A 21,096-nucleotide genomic window follows, 5' to 3' on the forward strand; every position below is an offset into this window, starting at 1 on the left:
AGGATCAACCATGCAATTTCCAAAAGCCTTATTACATTCATCATTCTTTCTACCTTTATTTTTATCTTTTTGTATTGCTGAAGAAAATGGGGCGTATGCGAGCGTGGGTTTTGAATATTCTATCAGTCATGCCATCCAACACAACAACCCCTTTTTGAATCAAGAACGCATTAAAACCATTTCTAACGCTCAAAATAAAATTAATAAGCTCAATCAAGTCAAAAATGAAATCACCAGCATGCAAAACACCTTTAACTACATCAACAACGCTTTAAAAAACAACTCCAAATTAACCCCCACTGAAATCCAAGCCGAGAAATACTACCTCCAATCCACCTTTGAAAATATTGGAAAAATAGTGATGATTAGCGGTGGCGTTTCATCTAACCCCCAATTAGTCCAAGCGTTAGAAAAAATACAAGAACCCACCACTAACCCTTTAGAATTTGAAAAAAACTTAAAAAATTTAGAATTGCAATTCACCCAATCCCAAAACAACATGCTTTCTTCTTTATCTTCTCAAACCGCTGCAATTTCAAATTCCCTAAACGCGCTGGATCCCAACTCTTATTCTAAAAACATTTCAAGCATGTATGGGGTAGCTTTGAGCGTAGGTTATAAGCATTTCTTCACCAAGAAAAAAAATCAAGGGTTGCGCTATTACTTGTTCTATGACTATGGTTACACTAATTTTGGTTTTGTGGGTAACGGCTTTGATGGTTTAGGCAAAATGAACAACCACCTCTATGGGCTTGGAATAGATTATCTTTATAATTTCATTGATAATTCACAAAAACATTCTAGCGTGGGTTTTTATGCGGGCTTTGCTTTAGCGGGGAGTTCGTGGGTAGGGAGTGGTTTGAGCATGTGGGTGAGCCAAACGGATTTTATCAACAATTATTTGACGAATTATCAGGCCAAAATGCACACGAGTTTTTTCCAGATCCCTTTGAATTTTGGGGTTCGTGTGAATGTCAATAGGCATAACGGATTTGAAATGGGCTTGAAAATCCCTTTAGCGGTCAATTCTTTTTATGAAACGCATGGCAAAGGGTTGAACACTTCTTTGTTTTTTAAACGCCTTGTCATGTTTAATGTGAGTTATGTTTATAGTTTTTAGGGGGTTATGGGAACAGACACCCCTTAAATGTTAGCACACCGCAACCTTTGAATTTTAAAAACTCTTTAGTTTTTTTGCCTCAAATGATGGACGCTCTCGCCCCCAAGACCATAATTATTAGAATCCACCTCATCTATAATGACCACAACAGAAGCCTTGTTTTTGTTTAACACCTTAACCATCAAATCTGAAACCTCTTCAATCAATTGCTGTTTTTGCTCGTTTGTTGGCCCTCCATTTTCTGGCACAAGTTTGATATTGATAAGCGGCATATTTATTCCTTAAAATTGAGATAACGCATGATAGCGTTTTTATTTAAACGCTTGATGAGCACTTTTTCATATTAAACCCTCTTTTAAAAAACAATAAAAGCCCTTTTAGTGGCTTTCAAGTCAAGTTAAGTTTGATATACTAACAAAATGAATACTTATAAAAACAGCTTGAATCACTTTTTAAATTTAGTGGATTGTTTAGAAAAAATCCCCAATGTGGGTAAAAAGTCCGCCTTTAAAATGGCGTATCATTTGGGTTTAGAAAACCCCTATCTGGCGCTCAAAATCACGCACGCTTTAGAGAATGCCCTAGAAAACCTTAAAACATGCGCATCTTGTAACGCGCTCAGTGAGAGTGAGGTTTGTGAGATTTGCTCTGATGAGAGCCGACAAAATTCTCAGCTTTGCATGGTTTTACACCCAAGAGATGTGTTTATTTTAGAAGATTTAAAGGATTTTTTAGGGCGCTATTACGTGTTAAATTCTATAGAAGAAGTGGATTTTAACGCCCTAGAAAAACGCCTGATTGAAGAAAACATTAAAGAAATCATTTTTGCTTTCCCTCCCACTTTGGCTAATGATTCTTTAATGCTTTATATTGAAGATAAATTACAGCATTTCCATCTCACTTTCACTAAAATCGCTCAAGGCGTGCCTACTGGAGTGAATTTTGAAAACATTGACTCAGTTTCGCTCTCAAGGGCGTTTAATTCAAGGATCAAAGCATGAATTTACATTTTATGCCCCTATTGCATGCTTATAACCATGCGAGCATTGATTTTCATTTCAATTCTAGCGCTAGGGATTTTTGCGTGCATGAAGTGCCTTTGTATGAATTCAGTAACACAGGCGAACATGCCGTTATTCAAGTGAGGAAAAGCGGTTTAAGCACTTTAGAAATGCTTCAAATTTTTTCTCAAATTTTAGGGGTAAAAATCGCTGAATTGGGTTATGCGGGCTTGAAAGATAAAAACGCGCTGACGACTCAATTCATCTCACTCCCTAAAAAATACGCCCCTTTATTAGAAAAAAATACGAGCAACTTTCAAGAAAGAAACCTTAAAATCCTGTCTTTGAATTACCATCATAATAAAATCAAATTAGGGCATTTGAAAGGGAATCGCTTTTTTATGCGTTTTAAAAAAATGACTCCCCTAAACGCTCAAAAAACGGAGCAGGTTTTAGAACAAATCGCACAGTTTGGCATGCCTAATTATTTTGGATCGCAACGCTTCGGGAAGTTCAATGACAACCACCAAGAGGGTTTAAAAATCTTACAAAATCAAACGAAATTCGCCCGTCAAAAATTAAACGCTTTTTTAATTTCAAGCTATCAAAGTTATTTGTTTAACGCGCTTTTAAGCAAACGATTAGAAATCAGTAAAATCATTAGCGCTTTTAGCCTAAAAGAAAATTTAGAATTTTTTAAACAAAAAAATTTAAGTATCAATTCAAACACCCTAAAAGCCCTTAAAAACCAAGCCCACCCCTTTAAAATCTTAGAAGGCGATGTGATGCGCCATTACCCTTATGGGAAGTTTTTTGATGCTTTAGAATTAGAAAAAGAGAGCGAAAGGTTTTTGAAAAAAGAAGCTGTGCCTACGGGGTTACTAGACGGCAAAAAAGCTCTTTATGCGAAAAATTTGAGTTTAGAAATTGAAAAAGAATTCCAGAATAACCTTTTAAGTAGCCATGCTAAAACGCTAGGATCTAGGCGGTTTTTTTGGGTGTTTGCAGAAAATGTAACTTCTCAATATATAAAAGAAAAAGCGCAATTTGAATTAGGATTTTACTTGCCTAAAGGGAGTTATGCGAGCGCGTTGCTCAAAGAAATCAAGCATGAGAAAGGAGAGAATAATGACGAATTTTGAAAAAATTATCGCGCAAAACAGACTCAAAACGAACGCGGTTTTAACCACTTATTGCGTGATTTTTGCTTTTATTGGGTTGTTGGTGGATGTTATTAGAATTAATGCTAATGATTTAAGAATAGCTCTTTTTAAACTCATGACTTTTCAAATTTTTCCTACAATTACCATTATCATGTTTTTAGCGGCTTTTGTCATTATTGTTGTTTGTATCCAAAATTTCAGCTCTATCATGTTAAGCGGTGATGAATACAAGCTTATTGATAAAAGTAAGGTTTTAAGCTCTAAAGAAAATCAAATCCATCGCCTTTTGTTAGAGCTTTTAGAAGAGGCTAAGCTTCATTTTGAACCTAAACTTTATATCATTAACGCCCCTTACATGAACGCTTTTGCGAGCGGGTGGAATGAATCTAACTCCCTTATCGCTCTTACAAGCGCTTTAATAGAAAGGTTGGATAGAGATGAATTAAAAGCCGTGATCGCTCATGAGCTCAGCCATATCAGGCACAACGACATTCGCTTGACCATGTGCGTGGGGATTTTAAGCAATATCATGCTGTTAGTGGCTAATTTTAGCGTGTATTTTTTCATGGGGAACCGCAAGAATAGTGGGGCGAATTTAGCCCGAATGATTTTATTACTCTTACAGATCGTTTTGCCTTTTTTAACGCTTATTTTGCAAATGTATTTGAGCCGCACACGAGAATACATGGCCGATAGCGGGGCGGCGTTTTTAATGCATGACAATAAGCCCATGATTAGAGCTTTACAAAAAATTTCTGACGATTATAAAGAAAACGATTATAAAGATACAGATAGAAATAGCACCCGATCGGCGGCTTATCTTTTTAGTGCTGAAATGTTTAGCACCCACCCTAGCATTAAAAATCGTATCCAATCTTTATCAAGGTGCGTCATTTAAATGGAAAATTTTTTCAACCAATTTTTTGAAAACATCGGCGAAGACAAGAACAGAGAAGGCTTGAAAGAGACGCCTAAAAGGGTTCAAGAATTATGGAAATTCTTGTATAAAGGCTATAAAGAAGATCCTAGAGTGGCTTTAAAAAGCGCGTATTTTCAAGGCGTTTGCGATGAAATGATAGTGGCTCAAAACATTGAATTTTACTCCACTTGCGAACACCATTTGCTCCCTTTTTTGGGGAATATCAGTTTAGGATACATTCCTAAGGAAAAGATTGTAGGCATTAGCGCGATCGCTAAACTCATTGAAATTTATAGCAAACGCTTGCAAATCCAAGAAAGGCTGACCACTCAAATTGCAGAAACCTTTGATGAAATCATAGAGCCAAGGGGCGTGATTGTGGTTTGTGAAGCCAAGCATTTGTGCATGAGCATGCAGGGGGTGCAAAAGCAAAATGCGATCATTAAAACAAGCGTTCTAAGAGGCCTCTTTAAAAAAGACCCTAAAACCAGAGCTGAATTTATGCAACTCTTAAAATCTTAGGTTATAATTCTAGGCATGAATAGCCCTAATTTATCCTTTTACTATAATGAGTGCGAGCGTTTTGAAAGCTTTTTAAACCGCCATCATTTACACCTTGAAAGCTTCCACCCTCATTTGGAAAAAGCCTTTTTTGAAATGGTGCTTAATGGGGGTAAAAGGTTCCGCCCTAAGCTTTTTTTAGCCGTGCTTTGTGCGTTAGTGGGTCAAAAGGATTATTTTAACCAACAAACAGAATATTTTAAAATCGCTTTAAGCATTGAATGCTTGCACACTTATTCGCTCATTCATGACGATTTGCCATGCATGGATAATGCCGCTTTAAGGAGAAACCACCCCACTTTACACGCCAAATACGATGAAACCACAGCCGTTTTAATCGGCGATGCGCTCAACACTTACTCTTTTGAATTGCTTTCAAATTCTTTATTAGAAAGCCATATTATTGTGGAATTGATCAAAATCTTAAGCGTTAATGGGGGGATTAAAGGCATGATCTTAGGGCAGGCTTTGGATTGCTATTTTGAAAACACGCCCTTAAATTTAGAACAGCTCACTTTCTTACACGAGCATAAAACCGCTAAATTGATTAGTGCAAGCTTGATGATGGGGCTTGTTGCGAGCGGTATTAAAGATGAAGAGCTTTTTAAATGGCTTCAGGCTTTTGGGTTAAAAACGGGTCTTTGTTTTCAAGTGTTAGACGATATTATAGACGTTACACAAGATGAAGAAGAAAGCGGTAAAACCACGCATTTAGACGGCGCTAAAAACAGCTTTGTGAATTTATTGGGGCTAGAGAAGGCAAGCGGTTACGCTCAAACTTTAAAAACAGAGGTTTTAAACGATTTAGACCTATTAAAACCCGCTTATCCTTTATTGCAAGAAAATTTAAACGCGTTATTGAACACTCTATTTAAAGGCAAGACATGAAAAAAATTTTACTCACTAATGATGATGGCTACCATGCAAAAGGCATTAAAGCTTTAGAACAGGCTTTAGAAGAAATGGCAGAAATCTATGTGGTCGCCCCCAAGCATGAAAAAAGCGCATGCTCGCAATGCATCACGATCACCGCACCTTTAAGAGCGGAGAAAATTAAGGGCAAAGAAGGCAGGCATTATAGGATTGATGATGGCACGCCAAGCGATTGCGTGTATCTGGCGATCAATGAGCTTTTTAAACATGTTTGTTTTGATTTAGTGATTTCAGGGATCAATCTTGGATCTAACATGGGCGAAGACACGATTTATTCTGGAACGGTGGCCGGAGCGATTGAAGGCACTATTCAGGGCGTGCCTTCCATTGCGATTTCTCAAATCCTTTCTCCTAAAAATAAAAACGCTCCCCTAAGTTTTGATCTGGCTCAAAAGATCATCCAGGATTTAGTCCAAAACATTTTCAAAAACGGCTACCCTTTAAAAGGGCGCAAACTCCTGAATGTGAATGTCCCTAATTGCTCCTTACAAGAATATAAGGGCGAACGCATCACCCCTAAAGGCTACCGGTTGTATAAAAAAGAAGTGCACAAACGAACAGACCCCAAGAATGAAAGCTATTTTTGGCTAGGGCTACACCCTTTAGAATGGCAAAAGCGCGAAAATGAAGACAGGCTCTCTGATTTTGACGCTATCGCTTCAAACCATGTTTCTATCACGCCTTTAAATTTAGACTTGACCAGTTATGATGATTTGAAAAGCTTGGAATCTTGGCATGAGGGAATGTTAAAGTGAGTAAAAATCACCGCTTGGCTTTTTTAGGGCTAATTGTTGGGGTTCTATTCTTCTTTAGTGCGTGTCAGCACCGCTTGCGCATGGGGTATTATTCAGAAGTTACAGGGGATTATTTGTTCAACTATAATTCCACTATCGTGGTGGCTTATGACAGAAGCGATGCGATGACTTCTTATTATATCAATGTGATTGTTTATGAATTGCAAAAATTAGGCTTTTACAATGTCTTCACGCAAGCGGAATTCCCGCTAGATAAAGCCAAAAATGTGATCTATGCGCGCATTGTCCGTAACATCTCAGCCGTGCCGTTTTACCAATACAATTACCAACTGATCGATCAAGTCAATAAACCTTGTTATTTTCTTGGGGGGCAGTTTTATTGCTCTCAAACCCCTACCGATTACTACGCTATCAATGGCTTTAGCGAGCAAATTTTAATGAGCGCTAATTCGCATTTCATTTTGGATTGGTATGATGTGGTGCTGCAAAAACGGGTTTTATATGTAGATGGGAGCGTGAGCGGGAGGACTTGCGGCTATCAAATGCTTTATAGGGATTTGATTAAAAGCACGATCAAGCGCATTGATTTTAACCGCCCTGAACGCTACTACTATAATTTAAGACTGCCTCTCTATCAGCCATGTTATAGGCAATGAGCAATGGTTATCAGACGATTGTATAAATTTTGCGCTAGCCATGTGGTGCGCAATTGCTCTTCTTTAAAATGCGCTCAAAATATCCATGGGCATAATTATGAAGTGGAAGTCTTTATTGAAACCAACCGCTTAGACAGCGCGAACATGGCGTTAGATTTTGGGCTGATGCAACAAGAGATGCAAGTTTTCATTGAGTCGTTTGATCATGCCCATCATTTTTGGGACAAAGAAAGCGATGAGTTCCAGCGTTTTATAGAAAATCATTGCGTTCGTTATGTGAAATGCTCGTTTAATTTGAGCGCGGAGAGTTACGCTCTCATGTTTTTATACTACCTGACAAGGATTTTACAAAAAAGCGTTTTTTCTAATAACGAAGGGGAGTTAAGAGTCTCTAGCGTGCGCGTGCATGAGACTAAAAACGGCTATGCGGAAAGCTTTTTAAAAGATTTAGAAAACCCACACTTTAAATCTTTAGTGCATCAAAATTGCGTCTCTTTCTCGCAGGGCATTCAAAATTTGTGGCAAGATAAGGATTTTTTCAATAAAATCATCAGCGATGAAAAGCAATGCTTTTTCCACGCTAAACCCTTACATCAGATCCCATGAAACTCCCGGTCGTTGAGAGCTTTTTTTCCTTACAAGGTGAAGGAAAAAGGATAGGCAAGCCCAGTCTTTTTTTACGCTTAGGAGGGTGTAACCTTTCATGTAAGGGCTTTAATTGTAAAACCTTATTGCATGATGAAATTCTAACAGGTTGCGACAGTTTGTATGCGGTGCATCCTAAATTCAAAGAAACTTGGGATTATTACAATGAGCCTGAATCTTTGATTGAACGATTAGAGGGTTTAGCCCCTAATTATGAGAATTTTGATTTCATTCTTACAGGCGGGGAGCCAAGCTTGTATTTTAATAACCCTATTTTAATCAGCGTTTTAGAGCATTTTTATCGCAAAAAAATCCCTTTATTTGTAGAGAGTAATGGCTCTATTTTTTTTGAATTTAGCCCCATTTTAAAAGAATTGCATTTCACCCTAAGCGTCAAACTCTCTTTTTCTTTAGAGAAAGAAAGCAAGCGGATCCATCTTAAAGCCTTGCAAAATATCTTAAATAACGCTAAAAGCACGCATTTTAAATTTGTATTAGAGAGTCAAAACGCTATTCAATCCATCGTAGAAATCCAAAACCTTTTGAAACGACTCTCCTTAAAAAATAATGAAATCTTTTTAATGCCCTTAGGCACAACGAATAAGGAGCTAGACAAAAACCTCAAAACCCTAGCCCCCCTAGCCATAGAGCATGGTTTCAGGCTGAGCGATAGGCTCCATATCCGCTTGTGGAACAATCAAAAAGGGTTTTAAAAAATTAATCATGACCATCAAAGTTTTTTCGCCAAAATACCCTACTGAATTAGAAGAATTTTATGCTGAGCGCATCGCTGATAACCCTTTAGGGTTTATCCAACGCTTGGATCTTTTGCCCAGCATTAGCGGGTTCGTTCAAAAATTGCACGAGCATGGCGGGGAATTTTTTGGAATGAGAAAGGATAAAAAGCTCATTGGGATCTGCGGGCTTAATCCTATCAATCAAACAGAAGCAGAGCTGTGCAAATTCCACATAAATAGTGCTTATCAATCCCAAGGGTTGGGTCAAAAACTCTATGAGAGCGTGGAGCGATACGCTTTTGTTAAAGGCTATACTAAAATCTCTCTGCATGTAAGCAAAAGCCAAATCAAGGCATGCAACCTCTATCAAAAGCTGGGTTTTAGGTGCATCAAAGAAGAGGATTGCGTGGTTGAGTTGGGCGGAGAGACTTTGATTTTTTCTACTCTTTTTATGGAAAAGATTCTGTCTTAATTAGCGCATCAATTTGAAACGCACCCAAGCGATAATTTTAACTACCAAACTTTCATTAACACAGCCTAATTAATGCTAAATTAGCTCTAAAACAAACGCTTGTTTTAAAATTTTGTTTTTCAAGCGCTTCGCAAAGTTTTAGAAGCCCTATTTTAGGGGTTAACGCTAAAATAGGCTATCAAAACTACTTTAATGATTTCATAGGGTTGGCTTATTATGGCATCATCAAATACAATTACGCTAAAGCGAGCAGTGAGAAAGTCCAGCAATTGAGCTATGGTGGGGGGATAGATTTATTGTTGGATTTCATCACCACTTACTCCAATAAAAATAACCCTACAGGCATTCAAACCAAAAGGAATTTTTCATCATCTTTTGGCATCTTTGGGTTAGGGGGTTTTCTAAAAACCCACCAGTGCTATCGGCTAAGTTTTGATTGAATGACTCAAAGGTTTGTGCTCATGTTATGGGCGGCACTTCGTGTTGGGTGTTGGATTGGTTGTAAATTGGCGCCATTAAAAGCGATACGATAAAAGCAATTAAAGCAACCACAAAAATATAAAAGCTTAGACCATAACTTTGCAAACTTTCAGGTGCCGCTATAGCTTTTGCGTTTAACCAGCTTGAAAGTTGAGGGGTAAAGCCAGCGGTTATAGCATAGGCTATGTTATAAGCGAAGGAAATCCCACTAAAACGGATTCTAGCGCTAAACACATCGCTCATAAAAATAGGGCAAAAATTCATAATACCCGCGCAAAAGCAAGCTAAAAAGTATAAAACTATGGTATTTACTAAACTTGGCGCGTTAGAATAAAATTCTCTAAAGAATAAAAAGCCAAAAAAGGCAAAGGCCACACTAAAAGCCATGCAAACTTTGTGCGGTTTGATTTTATCGGCCAAAAACCCGGTTAAAATAATAGAACTTACAATACCAACAAGTCCTAAAATTTGAAAATAGGTTTTTTCAAAAGGAGTGAAATTAAAATTAGGATGCATGAGGGTAAAATTGGGGACAAAAAGGATAAAAATCAAAATACAAGCGGTTAAAACCCAAGTGATAAACATGGAGATTGATAGGCCAAAGAGAGAGCTTTTAAACACCTCTTTAAGCGGGAACTTGACTAAGGCATTGTCCTGCTTCATTTGCTGAAAAACAGGAGTTTCTTCTAAAAAGCGTCTCAGATAGACAGAAATGATGCCAAAAATCCCTCCAAGCCCAAAAGCAACCCTCCAAGCCCAATCCTCAACAACAGGCTTGTCAAAAACCGTATAAATCCCAATATAAACCAAACTCCCAAGCAAAATCCCAGAAACTACAGAAGCGGTTAAAAAACCGATATAAGTGTTTTTTTGGCCTTGCGGAGCATGTTCATGGACAAAAACCCAAGCGCCAGGCAATTCACCACCCACAGCAACGCCTTGACAAATCCTAACAAACACCAAAAAAACAGGTGCTATGTAACCAAGATAATGAGCGTTTTTTAGGCTAATCCCCATGCTATCAACGCCAAAACCCACAAAATGATTAAAAGTTGGCATCAAAGCGAGCGCAAAGGTTGGGATCACCATCAATAAAATGGAGAGCATGAACATGTTTTTACGACCGAATCTATCCCCAAAGTGGGCCATCACTATGCCGCCAAGCGGGCGCGCCAGATAACCTGCAGCAAAGATACCATAAGTGTTGATTTCAGACCAAATAGGGCTGAGCGTGCTCGGGAAAAAGTGTTTGGCAATGATACTCGTAAAAAATACAAAGATGATAAAATCATAAAATTCTAAAGTCCCCCCAAGCGAAGATAACCCTAAGGTTCTTATCTCTTTTTTGCCTAAATGTTTTATGGATTATCCTTTCACTAAGGCTATCGCCCTTTTAAATTTTTCATTTTGAAACTAAGATGGATAAGATTGATTTGATATAACCACCTTAATGGCATTTTTTAGATAATAAGCGTTAAATGAAATTTGATTAGCGTTCAAAAAGTGAATCATTTTATCTTTTTTATCATTAAGCATGACTTAAACGAGTCTAAATTTTGTTTTACCCATTTTGTCAAAACGCTTTACCCGATTATACCAGCTAAAAAAAACACTCCTATGAAGACTTGGGTAATAACGCTTCCTTTAATTTTTCAATGATGGCTTTTTCTCTTGTTTTGCGGAATTCCTTTATATTTTCCCATTCTAATTTTAGGGTAGGGTCAATATAATTTCTTTTTTTATACTCTTCTATGGCTTGCTCATTTTTATATTCTTCTTTGAGCCACGCTTCAGGGTCTTTATCCTTTTTGGCGCTATTTTCTTTGCCTTCTAAAAGCTGGAGGTTGTATAAATGGTTCCCACATTCATAGAAATCTTTATCCAATTTTTTATTTCTCTCTTTAAACTTGGACTTTGGATAAATATGGTCTATATGAAAAGTGGTGGTTTTATGGTTCAGATTGGGGTATAAGATTCGTAAAATAGGAAAGACTCTAGCATCGCTACTAGAATACATCATGTCTTCTATAGCATCGTTAGTGATTTTTAAAGGGGTTGTTTCATGTCGGGATAAATTGTGGTTGAATTCTTCAAAGGTTCGCACTCCTTTGATGCTATGAGCGATGATGCTTAATTTTGTATCCGTTGAAGGAGTAAAATAACTCGTGATTTGAGCGTTGCGGACAAATTTTAGGGCTTGTTCTTCATCGTTTTTATCCATTTTTGGATTTAAAAAATAAAAATAGGCTAAACTGGATAGAATATAAGCTGAACCCAGATAGCCGGCATAACCAGAAGTTTCTAATAGTTTTGCAGCGTCACAGATGCTTTCTGTAATTTTTTCCCAATTTTCTTCAATCTCTTTGACATTATTTTTATTAAAATTTTTTAATTCAAAAGTCGTGTCTTTACCAATGAGAAGCAAGCAAGTTTTTAGCACCTGGTCTTGCCCCACATTTGGAAAGCCTTTGTCTTTTAAAGCATCCACTAACGCATTCATTTTTGTTCTAATATCGCTTGAAAAGCTTGCTGTCAAAATAGACATCAATAAATCCGAATAGCTTAACTTTTCCCCGCCGCTATTGACACGGATAAAGATATTCAAAACTTTATTAAGATTTTTTTCTGTTTCTTCAAAAAATGAAATGAGTTGTTTGTTGTGAAAAGCGTCTTTTAGCTTTTCCAGTAAGTCCAATTCAATTCTTTTTTAAACCATGTTCGCTCACATAATCTAAAACACCATTTTCCAACTCTAAAATATCCCCCACCTTAAACCAAAAATGCTTTTTATCGTTTTCAGGCGTTTTGGCATGGAATTCAAACTGGTAATTGTCTTCTGGATTGTCCATGTTTGGCTGGTGCTTCAAATTCAAATACAAACGCTTCTCTTCATAAGCGTTAGGGTTGTTGATTTTAGCGTTCTTTTTCTTAAGCGTTCTAGTGCCTTTAAGCCCGATGTAAAGCGAGGTTAAGCGCTGTTGACCATCTAGGCAAATATACAAATCATCACGCTTGATTTGTTCAATACGGATTTTTTCATTGTGAGGCTTTCGCTCATCGTAATTTGTAATGAATTGATAGAGTTGGAAATTGAGTTTATCGCTATCTTGTTCATCGCTCTTGGCTATATCCTCTTTTTGTAATTTCCAAAATAAAAAAGAGCCAATAGGATAGCCCCTAAGAATGGAGTCAAACAATTGCTCTATCTTTTTGTCATCGGCTTTTTTGAGCCACACATATTCACGCTGAATGTCAGGCAAAAAATAACGAATGTTCAATTCATCTACCACATCTTTAATGCTCTTATCCAAAAACACACCCATGAGAACTCCTTATTTTTATTCAGGCTATATTATCATCAAATATTAAAAAAAATTAGATTAAAGCCAACTTAATTTAAGATTTTTTCCACGCGCTTTTGGACCGCTTCTAAAACCAAGCAAAAAAGCCAGTAAATCAAAGCGGCTTCCAAGTAAATAGGCAGAAAGTCATAACTGGCGTTCGCTTTTTGCTGCGCGATTCTAAAAACCTCTGCGATCGTTACCACAGAAGCTAAAGAAGTTTCTTTAAAAAGGCTGATGAAAGTGTTACTCAGGCTTGGCGTGGCGACTTTGAGCGCTTGAAAAAAGATGACATGCCAAAAGGTTTGCAAGTAATTCAAGCCCAAACTCAAGCTTGAATCCCATTGATCTTTAGGGACAGAAAGAAAGCTAGCCCTCAAAGTCTCTGAAGCGTATGCTCCTACATTAAAAGAAAACGCAATAATGCCTGCCGGGATTGGATCAATATAAACCCCAAGGGCGGGCAAACCATAAAACACCACCACAATTTGGACCAATAAAGGCGTGCCTCTAATGAGCGAGACATAGAAATTCACGCCCGCTAATAAAGCCTTATGAATGAAACGTTTAGGGGGCACGATTTTAATGAGAGTCACAAAAACAGCAATGAATAAGCCCAAAACAAAAGAGATGATCGCTAAAGGCAAAGAAATGCAAAAAGCGGCTTTTAGCATGGGGTAGAAAGCCTCTAATAATAATTCCAAACGCTCCTTGCTCAAATCTAAAGACTCAAAAAACAAAGACAAATTACGGCTGGCTGACATCTTTTCCAAAAAATTGTTCGCCTAAGCGTTTTAAAACCCCTTTATCTATCAATCTTTGCACCGCCTGGTTGATAAGCTCTAAGGCTTTTTCTTGGTGCTTGTTGATGACAAAGGAAGCGCCCCCATCTTTTTCTTTGGACTCCCATGCGATTTTAAAGGGGTTGTTTTTGTGGGTGTTTAGGTAGTTTAAGATCGCTAAAGAACTATTTAAAGTCAAATCGGCTCGTTTTTGCGCCACTAACAACAAGGCTTGCGCCATAGAATCCACCGAAACGATTTGAGCGTCGTATTTGGAAGCGATTTCCCCATAAGTGGAGCTTAAAGTGTTAGCCGCTCTCAAACCCTTAATGTCTTTGATGTCTTTAATGCGGTTTTCATCTTTTCTAACTAACATGATTGTGCCTGAATAGCTATAAGGCAAGCTTTTATCAAAAGCCGCCTGGCGTTTTTTAGTCGTCAAACTCACTTGATTAGCGACCATATCAAAACGCCCCGATTTCAAGCCCGTAAGCATAATATCCCATGAAGTTTCGTGGAATTTGATTTTCACGCCAAGCTCTTTAGCCAACTCCCTGGCCACTTCCACATCATAGCCGGTGAGCTTGCCTTCTTTATTGTGGTAAGTGAAAGGGGGGTAAATGCCTTCTGTGCCAACGCTGATCGTTTCTTTATTGATAAGCCTTTCATACAAGCTAGAAGCGTTCAAAAAACCCTTAAAAAAGCTTATCACCAGTAAAAAGAGAAATAAAACTTTTTTCATTTTTTAATCAATCCTAATCATTATTTTTCGCGCATTCTAGCGCAAAATAAAAATTTTACATGGTTTGATTTTAAATATAGACGCGCTCCAAGCGTTTGGATAGGGTGCTGATGGTTTCATAAGAAATGGTGTTTAAAAGGGTAGCGATTTCGCTTGCATCGTTAGCCTTAGCGCTTTTATCCCCAAACAAAATGGCCTCATCGCCCTCTTTGGCTTGAATATTATTGAGTTTGACAAAACATTGATCCATGCACACCTTGCCAATAAGGGGGGCTAATTGGTTATTGATCGCTACTTGAATGCGATTGCCTAAAGCGCGCACTAACCCGTCCGCATACCCTAGGGCTAAAACACCCACTAAAGTCTCTTCATTGGTATAAAAATGCTCGCCATAGCCAATAAATTCACCCTTTTTAACGCTTCTGATTTGAACGATTTGGGCTTTTAAACTGATAACATTTTTTAAGATGGTTGGGCATGATTCTTTCATTCCATTAGAAGGGTAAAAACCATAGAGCATGATGCCTGGGCGGTAGAGGTTTAACAAACGATTTTCATTCCCGTTACACAAAGAAAGGATACCGGCGGAATTGTAGGCATGGCGGTATTGAAACTCTATTTTTTGTTCTAAAAGCTGCTCTAAAAAAGCGTTAAAGGCTTTCATTTGGTTTTTAGCATGGGTTTTAATCTTAGCATCAGCGTTGCTTAAATGCGTGAATATCCCCTCTATTTCCAAGCCCTTTAAAGCGCGGATTTTTTTAATGATTTCTATGCTTTTAAAATTAGGCTCTAGTCCCAAGCGGTGCATGCCGGTATCAATTTTGAGGTGCACTTTTAAGCGTTTTTGAGATTTTAAAGCCATTTGAGAAAAAACTTCCGCTTGTTCAAGGCTAAAAATCATAGCGCTCAAATCGTTATCAATCAGCATGGGAGCGTTAGAATTAGGGCTATAGCCTAAAATCAAAATGGGGGTTTTAGAAAAATGAGAGCGCAACTCTAAAGCTTCATCTAAGGCCGCTACCCCTAAATAATTAGCCCCTTCTTGTAAGAAAATTTCACTCGCTTTAATTGCGCCTGCCCCATAAGCGTTCGCCTTGACAACCGCCATGATGTGGGCGTCTTTAGGGACAATACTTTTGACTGCACTAAAATTATGCCTTAAAGAAGCGGTATTCACTTCTACAAAACTCGCCCTTTTTAACATGCCATCTTACTTGTTAGAATACTTGCTAAAATACCAACGAGTTTCAGAATAAACCACTTTATGCAATAAAATCAAAGCGATCAAATTAGGGATAGCCATAAGCCCGTTAGAAAGATCCGCTAAATTCCACACAAAATCAATTTTAGCCATAGCCCCCACCATCACGCTCGCTAAAAAGATCAAGCGGTAATATTTCACTTTTTTTTCACCAAAGGCGTATTCAGTGCATTTTTCCCCATAATAAGCCCAACCAATAATCGTAGAGTAGGCAAAAAAGATCATGGTTAAAAAAATCACCACCGTCCCTAATGAGCCTAGAAAATACTCCGTGCTTTTTAGAGTGAGCAAATTAGCGCTTAATTTTTCCCCATTAGGGAGCAAAGTGTTGTATTCTGGCGCCATTAAAATCACGCTCGCTGTTGCCGAACACACTATTAAGGTTACAATAAAAGTTTGGAGCATGGACACTAAGGCTTGGCGCACCGGGTGGCGCGTTTGAGCGCTTGCGGCAATAATGGCTGAGCTCCCCAACCCCGCTTCATTAGAATACAATCCCCTAGCCACGCCCGTTTTTATCATTGTCGCTACCAAAGCGCCGCTCGCTCCGCCCACAACGGGTTTAGGGTTAAAGGCTTCTTCAAAAATAAGCTTGATCGCTTGAACGGCCAAATCAAAATGGCTGACAATGATATAAATAATAGCGATCAAATATAAAAGCACCATCACAGGAGCTAAGTAAGAAGTGAATTTACCAATGGATTTAATCCCCCCTATGACAATGAAAGCGGTTAAAATCGTGAGCAATAAGCCTGAAACCCAAGTGGGCAAGTTCGCTTGTTCGCTCAAAATGGAAGAAACCGCATTAGATTGCGTCATGTTACCGGTGCCAATGCTTGCAATAATCGTAAAAATCGCAAACGCCATGGCGAGTTTGGGCATGTTAAGGCCGTTTTTGATGTAATACATAGGCCCTCCGTTGTATCCAAACGCCCCTTTTTCCCTGTATTTCACCGCTAAAATCCCCTCAGAATACTTAGTCGCCATGCCAACAAGCCCAGTAACCCACATCCAAAACACCGCTCCTGGTCCTGCAATGCTGATAGCAGTCGCTACGCCCACGATACTCCCAATGCCTACAGTCGCCCCTAAAGAGAGCATGAGAGCGGAAAATTGCGAAATGTCGCCCTTAGATTGGGACTCTTTGTCAAAAAGGATTTTGATCGCATAAAAAATCTTACTGAATTGCAAACCCCTAAGATAGAAGGTTAAAAACAAGCCGGTGCCTACTAATAAAATTTGCATGGGAATCCCCCACACAAAATTAGATAACAAACGCACCACCAAATCAATCGTTTCCATAAAAACTCCTCAATAAACTAGGGTTTAAAAAAGAAATTCCTTAATCCCTAAAAAAGGCAGAAAAAAGCATAATATCGGCATTTTTTTCATTCGCTCCGTCTTGGCTTAAATCAGCGATGATTTTACCAATGGCCGGACCAAAAGTGATACCAAGCCACCCCAGCCCTGTCGCATGGATTAAGTTTTTATAGCGTTTGTCAAACCCTAAATAAGGAATGTCATTAGGGGTTAAGGGTCTGAAACCGCACCACTCTATGGCGTCTTTCATTTCAAAAGGCTGCGTGAAAGCGGCTAAATTCTTTTTCATGTTAGCGATTTGCTCTTTATCAATGAGGGCGTTGTTGGTGTTTAATTCCAGTTTAGAAGTGATCCTAACGGTGTCTCTTCGTGGGGTCATTGCCATGAAAATATCCGCAAATAAAGAAGAGGTTTTGGGCTTTAATTCTTCAGGCATTTTAAAGGTGATGCTATAGCCTTTAGCCCCCATCATTAAAAAATCGTTCTTGGTTTTTTTAATGAGAGCGGGGTTAGCCCCGGTGGCTAGAATAATCTTTTCTGCTTGGATTTTTTCCTTATGCGTGATAACGCCATCAATGAGGTTGTTTTTAAACTCAAAATCGATCACTTCTTCATTATAAAGAAACTCCACGCCCGCATTTTGTAAATATTCTTGCAAAGAGCACACCACTTCGCCCGGATCCACATGCGCGTTTTCGGTTAAAAGCACGCTCCCACAGATATTGTCATTAACAACGGGCATGTATTCTTTGGTCTCTTTAGCACTAAGGATTTTATAAGCACCGCTGTCATCGCAAGTTTTAAGCTTTTTTTCAAAACTTTCTTCTAGAGTGTAGATCATTAAAAGCCCGTCTTCTTTATACCAAAAGTCCATGCCGTCTTTTAGCATTTGATGATACATATCAACACTCAGCCACCCGTAGCGTTCAAACAACGCCATGGTGCGGTGCGTGGATTTGGCGTTCGCGCTTTTTACAAATTTTAAAATCCATTGATAGAGCTTTAAATTAAGCCCAAAATGGAATTTTAAAGGGGCTTGGTTTTTGAGCATGAGCTTTAGGGTGTCTAACACCACACCAGGGCATGAGAGTGGGGCTTTTTTAAACGCAGAAATAAGCCCGGCATTCCCAAAAGAAGTGCCGTTTGCACCATCGCTTTTTTCAATCACGCAAACCTTATGCCCTAATTTATGCATAGAATACGCACAAGAAAGCCCTACAATCCCACCGCCTATGACCACGACTTCTTTTTTCATGCTGATAGTCCCTTTAATAGAATTACTTAATGGCTATCGCTTCAATTTCTACTAAAGCGTCTTTAGGCAATTTAGCCACTTGAAAGGTCGCTCTAACCGGATAAGGCTCTGTAAAATAACTCCCATAAATTTCATTCACCACCGAAAAATCGTCTAAACTTTTCAATAAAATAGTCGTTTTAACCACGCTATCCATCCCTAACCCTGCTTCTTTTAAAATCGCTTTGATATTTTCCATTGACTGCGTGGTTTGAGAATGAATGTCCGCGCCTTTAAATTCGCCGGTGCTCGCATCAATGCCTAATTGCCCAGAGACAAAAACAAGATCGTTAGTAGCGATAGCTTGAGAGTAAGGGCCTATCGCTTTTGGGGCTAGCGTTGAATGGATGACTTCTTTCATGATTGAAACTCCTATGATGATGTGTTATGTCAGCTATTATTATGCAATCAAATTAATAAAGAAATAAAAAATGAGTGCAAAACGCCATGAATTTTCATCTTATTATAAGGTATTGTATATTTTTTACCCATATTTAGAAATTCTTAAACGGGTTTTGTTTGAATGGAAACTCAAAACATTATTGTTCATTTTTTAAATAAAAGGGGTTTTGGCTGTTTTTGATTGGTTTTAAAATCAGTTTTGAAATTTTTCATAAGCCCTTGACTTTTATTATTGAGTTTAGATACAATAACAATCGTCTTTTTGAATAAAGAGTGCGGGAATAGCTCAGTGGTAGAGCACGACCTTGCCAAGGTCGGGGCCGCGGGTTCGATCCCCGTTTCCCGCTCCATATTTTGATTTAACTTCTAGAGCATGGTTTCTATTTAGTTTGCCCAGGTGGTGGAATTGGTAGACACAAGGGACTTAAAATCCCTCGGTAGCAATACCGTGCCGGTTCAAGTCCGGCTTTGGGCACCATCATTGCAAATTAAACCAAATTAAATTAAACATGGTTTAATTTTGTTATCTCAATAGACGCACTATTGTTAAATTTAAGGCGACATAGCCAAGTGGTAAGGCATGGGTCTGCAAAACCTTGATTCCCCGGTTCGAATCCGGGTGTCGCCTCCATAATTGTAGTCATTTAGGGACTTTTATGAAAATAGCGGGAGATGGCTGAGTGGTTGAAAGCGGCGGTCTTGAAAACCGTTGAGGGTCATACCTCCGGGGGTTCGAATCCCTCTCTCCCGGCCACTTGATTAAAATCTTTTAAGCGATTTGTTTTGGCAAATTCATCTCTTCTTTTAACAAAGAATTTTGTGAATATTGATTGTCTCTTTTAATTGAAATTTAAAGATTAGTTTAAAGGATTTTATTCGGTGGGATTGTCAGCATCAAGCCTTATTGTTCCTTTTAGTGTTATTTTAATGGTGGTTTTCACTAAAAGAGTCGCGCTCTCGTTGTTTGTAGGCATTTTAGTAAGCGCTGTTTTAATGCATTCTTTACACCTTTCCCAACTTGTAGAATATATTTATCATAAAATCACTTCCGTTTTTTACACTTATGAGCCAATAAAAGGGCTTCATTTCAATCTGTCTAATCTCTATGTTTTTGGGTTTTTAATCTTTTTAGGCGTCTTAAGCCAAGTGATTTTAAAATCCGGTAGCGTGCAAAACTTTGTCAAAAAAGCCAAAAAATACTCAAAAAACGCCAAAACCCCTGAATTTATCGCCTTTTTTTCAGGCATCATTATTTTTGTAGATGATTATTTTAACGCTCTGACCGTGGGGCAAATCTCAAAGTCTTTAAACGACGCTCATAACTCCACACGAGAGCGCTTGGCTTATATTATAGACTCCACTTCAGCGCCGGTGTGCTTACTAGTCCCCATTTCTAGTTGGGGGGCATATATTATGGGGATCATGAATAACGACAGCTCGCCCTTATTAAAAGATAGTTTTTCAGTGCTTGTGCAAAGCTTAAGCAGTAATTATTATGCGATTTTTGCGCTCATTGCAGTCTTTCTCACTATTTTGTGGCAAATCAACCTCCCTAGCATGAGAAAGTATCAAAACATAGGCGTGAAGGATTTTTATAGCGAACAAGAAGAAAGCTCTTCAAAACTAGCCCCCTTGAGTTTGTTACCCCTTTCTATTTTATTATTGATTGTGTCCATTTCATCATTGATTTTTTATACCGCAGTGATCTTAAAAAACACTGATGCGAGCTTTTCGCTCTTTTATGGAGGGCTGTTTTCGCTCATTGTCACTTATCTTTTAGCTTATGAGTTTTTAGAAAAAGGGAGCTTTTTTAAACTCATGTTGGATGGCTTTAAGAGTGTGGGGCCGGCGATACTGGTTTTAACGCTCGCTTGGGCTATTGGGCCTGTGATTAGAGATGACGCTCAAACAGGGCTTTACTTGGCCGACATTAGCAAGGGGTTTTTAAATAGTGGGGGAGGCGTGTATATGCCTTTAATCTTTTTTTTAATCTCTGGGTTTATCGCCTTTTCTACCGGCACAAGCTGGGGAGCGTTTGCGATCATGCTTCCCATTGGAGCGGGCATGGCCAATGAAAGCGATATTATTTTGATCGTTTCAGCGATCCTCTCAGGCGCGGTTTATGGCGATCACACAAGCCCCATTTCTGACACGACTATACTATCGGCTGCAGGGGCAGGGTGTTCGGTGCAAAGCCATTTCATCACACAACTCCCTTATGCGACCATTGCGATGCTTTGCAGCGCGGTGAGTTTGGGGGTGGCAAGTTTTATGCATTCGCGCTCGCTCGCTCTTTTAATCGGTGTGGCTTTGCTTGTGGGGGTGTTTTATCTTTTAAAAAGGTTTTATGGTGAAAATCTAAAAACTTGAATATTGACTGAAATAAAGCTTAAAAATCCCATTTTTTAAAATTAAAATAAGGTTTTAGCGATTCACATTTGACTAAAAAAGAATCTTATTTTATTACCAATCAATTAAAAAAAGTTATTCAAAAATAACCATCAATTATAAA

Annotated in this window: 20 protein-coding genes, 4 tRNA genes and 2 pseudogenes; 17 read left to right on the forward strand and 9 right to left on the reverse strand. The window is 38.5% G+C overall.

Features of this window, described 5'->3' with window-relative positions; all coding sequences use genetic code 11:
- The first annotated feature begins 10 nt into the window (after positions 1-10).
- A complete protein-coding gene (gene hopJ / locus DV63_RS12245; protein ID WP_001160287.1) occupies positions 11-1,120 on the forward strand; it encodes a Hop family outer membrane protein HopJ/HopK in 1,110 nt (369 codons plus the stop codon).
- 65 nt (positions 1,121-1,185) lie between these two features.
- Here the strand turns inward: hopJ and DV63_RS12250 are convergent, their stop codons facing one another.
- Positions 1,186-1,392: a 2-hydroxymuconate tautomerase family protein gene (locus DV63_RS12250; RefSeq protein ID WP_001128387.1), complete on the reverse strand. Its 207-nt coding sequence runs from the start codon at positions 1,390-1,392 to the stop codon at positions 1,186-1,188.
- 147 nt (positions 1,393-1,539) lie between these two features.
- Between DV63_RS12250 and recR the strand changes: the two genes are divergently transcribed.
- The 11 genes and pseudogenes from recR to DV63_RS18510 all read left to right on the forward strand — a co-directional run.
- A complete protein-coding gene (gene recR / locus DV63_RS12255) occupies positions 1,540-2,121 on the forward strand; it encodes a recombination mediator RecR (protein ID WP_001099598.1) in 582 nt (193 codons plus the stop codon).
- Positions 2,118-3,263 (forward strand): tRNA pseudouridine(13) synthase TruD, encoded by a 1,146-nt coding sequence (gene truD / locus DV63_RS12260; RefSeq protein WP_001048633.1) that lies wholly within the window; start codon positions 2,118-2,120, stop codon positions 3,261-3,263. The genes recR and truD overlap by 4 nt, the downstream gene beginning before the upstream one ends.
- The gene (gene htpX / locus DV63_RS12265) at positions 3,250-4,182 is read left to right on the forward strand and encodes a zinc metalloprotease HtpX (protein WP_000180970.1); all 933 of its coding nucleotides are present in this window, start codon (positions 3,250-3,252) and stop codon (positions 4,180-4,182) included. Before truD ends, htpX begins: the two co-directional genes overlap by 14 nt.
- Positions 4,183-4,725 (forward strand): GTP cyclohydrolase I FolE, encoded by a 543-nt coding sequence (folE, locus tag DV63_RS12270; RefSeq protein WP_000426975.1) that lies wholly within the window; start codon positions 4,183-4,185, stop codon positions 4,723-4,725. It abuts the gene before it with no gap.
- Positions 4,726-4,740: 15 nt separating this feature from the next.
- Positions 4,741-5,652: a polyprenyl synthetase family protein gene (locus tag DV63_RS12275; RefSeq protein ID WP_001087926.1), complete on the forward strand. Its 912-nt coding sequence runs from the start codon at positions 4,741-4,743 to the stop codon at positions 5,650-5,652.
- On the forward strand, positions 5,649-6,452 hold the full coding sequence (gene surE / locus DV63_RS12280; protein WP_000722468.1) for a 5'/3'-nucleotidase SurE: 804 nt from the start codon (positions 5,649-5,651) through the stop codon (positions 6,450-6,452). Before DV63_RS12275 ends, surE begins: the two co-directional genes overlap by 4 nt.
- Complete coding sequence (locus tag DV63_RS12285) at positions 6,449-7,108, forward strand: hypothetical protein (RefSeq protein ID WP_000041801.1); 660 nt, start codon at positions 6,449-6,451, stop codon at positions 7,106-7,108. Before surE ends, DV63_RS12285 begins: the two co-directional genes overlap by 4 nt.
- A 3-nt stretch (positions 7,109-7,111) precedes the next feature.
- Positions 7,112-7,714, forward strand: a complete 603-nt coding sequence (locus DV63_RS12290; protein ID WP_000236825.1) for a 6-pyruvoyl trahydropterin synthase family protein — start codon at positions 7,112-7,114, stop codon at positions 7,712-7,714.
- Positions 7,711-8,466 (forward strand): 7-carboxy-7-deazaguanine synthase QueE, encoded by a 756-nt coding sequence (locus DV63_RS12295; protein ID WP_000775637.1) that lies wholly within the window; start codon positions 7,711-7,713, stop codon positions 8,464-8,466. The genes DV63_RS12290 and DV63_RS12295 overlap by 4 nt, the downstream gene beginning before the upstream one ends.
- Before the next feature lie 10 nt (positions 8,467-8,476).
- Positions 8,477-8,962 carry a GNAT family N-acetyltransferase gene (locus tag DV63_RS12300; RefSeq protein ID WP_000153359.1) on the forward strand — a complete coding sequence of 162 codons (486 nt, stop codon included), beginning with the start codon at positions 8,477-8,479 and terminating at the stop codon, positions 8,960-8,962.
- A gap of 116 nt (positions 8,963-9,078) precedes the next feature.
- A pseudogene (locus tag DV63_RS18510) lies at positions 9,079-9,351 on the forward strand (outer membrane beta-barrel protein); the annotation flags it as partial.
- 70 nt (positions 9,352-9,421) lie between these two features.
- Here the strand turns inward: DV63_RS18510 and DV63_RS12305 are convergent.
- The 8 genes and pseudogenes from DV63_RS12305 to DV63_RS12340 all read right to left on the reverse strand — a co-directional run bounded on the left by DV63_RS12305 (position 9,422) and on the right by DV63_RS12340 (position 18,543).
- A complete protein-coding gene (locus DV63_RS12305) occupies positions 9,422-10,804 on the reverse strand; it encodes an MFS transporter (protein ID WP_080220026.1) in 1,383 nt (460 codons plus the stop codon).
- A gap of 253 nt (positions 10,805-11,057) precedes the next feature.
- Positions 11,058-12,765, reverse strand: a pseudogene (locus tag DV63_RS18240) (DUF262 domain-containing protein).
- Between the two features lie 68 nt (positions 12,766-12,833).
- Entirely contained in the window at positions 12,834-13,547 is a 714-nt protein-coding gene (locus tag DV63_RS12315; RefSeq protein WP_031202316.1) for an amino acid ABC transporter permease, read from the reverse strand.
- Positions 13,531-14,307 carry an amino acid ABC transporter substrate-binding protein gene (locus tag DV63_RS12320; RefSeq protein ID WP_000756417.1) on the reverse strand — a complete coding sequence of 259 codons (777 nt, stop codon included), beginning with the start codon at positions 14,305-14,307 and terminating at the stop codon, positions 13,531-13,533. The genes DV63_RS12315 and DV63_RS12320 overlap by 17 nt, the downstream gene beginning before the upstream one ends.
- 70 nt (positions 14,308-14,377) lie before the next feature.
- Positions 14,378-15,511, reverse strand: coding sequence for an alanine racemase (gene alr / locus DV63_RS12325; RefSeq protein ID WP_000917993.1), 1,134 nt, complete (start codon positions 15,509-15,511; stop codon positions 14,378-14,380).
- Between the two features lie 6 nt (positions 15,512-15,517).
- On the reverse strand, positions 15,518-16,870 hold the full coding sequence (locus DV63_RS12330) for an alanine/glycine:cation symporter family protein (protein ID WP_000447544.1): 1,353 nt from the start codon (positions 16,868-16,870) through the stop codon (positions 15,518-15,520).
- A gap of 40 nt (positions 16,871-16,910) precedes the next feature.
- Positions 16,911-18,143, reverse strand: a complete 1,233-nt coding sequence (locus DV63_RS12335) for an NAD(P)/FAD-dependent oxidoreductase (RefSeq protein WP_000712538.1) — start codon at positions 18,141-18,143, stop codon at positions 16,911-16,913.
- A 22-nt stretch (positions 18,144-18,165) separates the two neighbouring features.
- Positions 18,166-18,543 (reverse strand): RidA family protein, encoded by a 378-nt coding sequence (locus tag DV63_RS12340; protein ID WP_000665795.1) that lies wholly within the window; start codon positions 18,541-18,543, stop codon positions 18,166-18,168.
- A 316-nt stretch (positions 18,544-18,859) separates the two neighbouring features.
- Between DV63_RS12340 and DV63_RS12345 the strand changes: the two genes are divergently transcribed.
- From DV63_RS12345 to DV63_RS12365, 5 genes are all read left to right on the forward strand, one after another.
- Positions 18,860-18,934: transfer RNA gene (locus DV63_RS12345), tRNA-Gly, on the forward strand.
- Positions 18,935-18,975: 41 nt separating this feature from the next.
- A tRNA-Leu gene (locus tag DV63_RS12350) sits at positions 18,976-19,062 on the forward strand.
- A gap of 78 nt (positions 19,063-19,140) precedes the next feature.
- Positions 19,141-19,215: transfer RNA gene (locus tag DV63_RS12355), tRNA-Cys, on the forward strand.
- 35 nt (positions 19,216-19,250) lie between these two features.
- Positions 19,251-19,338, forward strand: a tRNA-Ser gene (locus tag DV63_RS12360).
- Positions 19,339-19,463: 125 nt separating this feature from the next.
- Positions 19,464-20,954, forward strand: a complete 1,491-nt coding sequence (locus DV63_RS12365; RefSeq protein WP_000524386.1) for a Na+/H+ antiporter NhaC family protein — start codon at positions 19,464-19,466, stop codon at positions 20,952-20,954.
- The last annotated feature ends 142 nt before the right edge of the window (positions 20,955-21,096 follow it).

Source organism: Helicobacter pylori FD535 (genome assembly GCF_000296015.2).
In the GTDB taxonomy this organism is placed as follows: domain Bacteria; phylum Campylobacterota; class Campylobacteria; order Campylobacterales; family Helicobacteraceae; genus Helicobacter; species Helicobacter pylori_CT.

Coding starts and splice junctions, on each gene's coding strand:
- DV63_RS12295 (WP_000775637.1), top strand. CDS start 7,711: ATGAAACTCCCGGTCGTTGAGAGCTTTTTTTCCTTACAAGGTGAAGGA.
- folE (WP_000426975.1), top strand. CDS start 4,183: ATGGAAAATTTTTTCAACCAATTTTTTGAAAACATCGGCGAAGACAAG.
- alr (WP_000917993.1), bottom strand. CDS start 15,511: ATGTTAAAAAGGGCGAGTTTTGTAGAAGTGAATACCGCTTCTTTAAGG.
- htpX (WP_000180970.1), top strand. CDS start 3,250: ATGACGAATTTTGAAAAAATTATCGCGCAAAACAGACTCAAAACGAAC.
- surE (WP_000722468.1), top strand. CDS start 5,649: ATGAAAAAAATTTTACTCACTAATGATGATGGCTACCATGCAAAAGGC.
- DV63_RS12290 (WP_000236825.1), top strand. CDS start 7,112: ATGGTTATCAGACGATTGTATAAATTTTGCGCTAGCCATGTGGTGCGC.
- DV63_RS12340 (WP_000665795.1), bottom strand. CDS start 18,543: ATGAAAGAAGTCATCCATTCAACGCTAGCCCCAAAAGCGATAGGCCCT.
- DV63_RS12275 (WP_001087926.1), top strand. CDS start 4,741: ATGAATAGCCCTAATTTATCCTTTTACTATAATGAGTGCGAGCGTTTT.
- DV63_RS12300 (WP_000153359.1), top strand. CDS start 8,477: ATGACCATCAAAGTTTTTTCGCCAAAATACCCTACTGAATTAGAAGAA.
- truD (WP_001048633.1), top strand. CDS start 2,118: ATGAATTTACATTTTATGCCCCTATTGCATGCTTATAACCATGCGAGC.
- recR (WP_001099598.1), top strand. CDS start 1,540: ATGAATACTTATAAAAACAGCTTGAATCACTTTTTAAATTTAGTGGAT.
- DV63_RS12330 (WP_000447544.1), bottom strand. CDS start 16,870: ATGGAAACGATTGATTTGGTGGTGCGTTTGTTATCTAATTTTGTGTGG.
- hopJ (WP_001160287.1), top strand. CDS start 11: ATGCAATTTCCAAAAGCCTTATTACATTCATCATTCTTTCTACCTTTA.
- DV63_RS12250 (WP_001128387.1), bottom strand. CDS start 1,392: ATGCCGCTTATCAATATCAAACTTGTGCCAGAAAATGGAGGGCCAACA.
- DV63_RS12335 (WP_000712538.1), bottom strand. CDS start 18,143: ATGAAAAAAGAAGTCGTGGTCATAGGCGGTGGGATTGTAGGGCTTTCT.
- DV63_RS12320 (WP_000756417.1), bottom strand. CDS start 14,307: ATGAAAAAAGTTTTATTTCTCTTTTTACTGGTGATAAGCTTTTTTAAG.
- DV63_RS12315 (WP_031202316.1), bottom strand. CDS start 13,547: ATGTCAGCCAGCCGTAATTTGTCTTTGTTTTTTGAGTCTTTAGATTTG.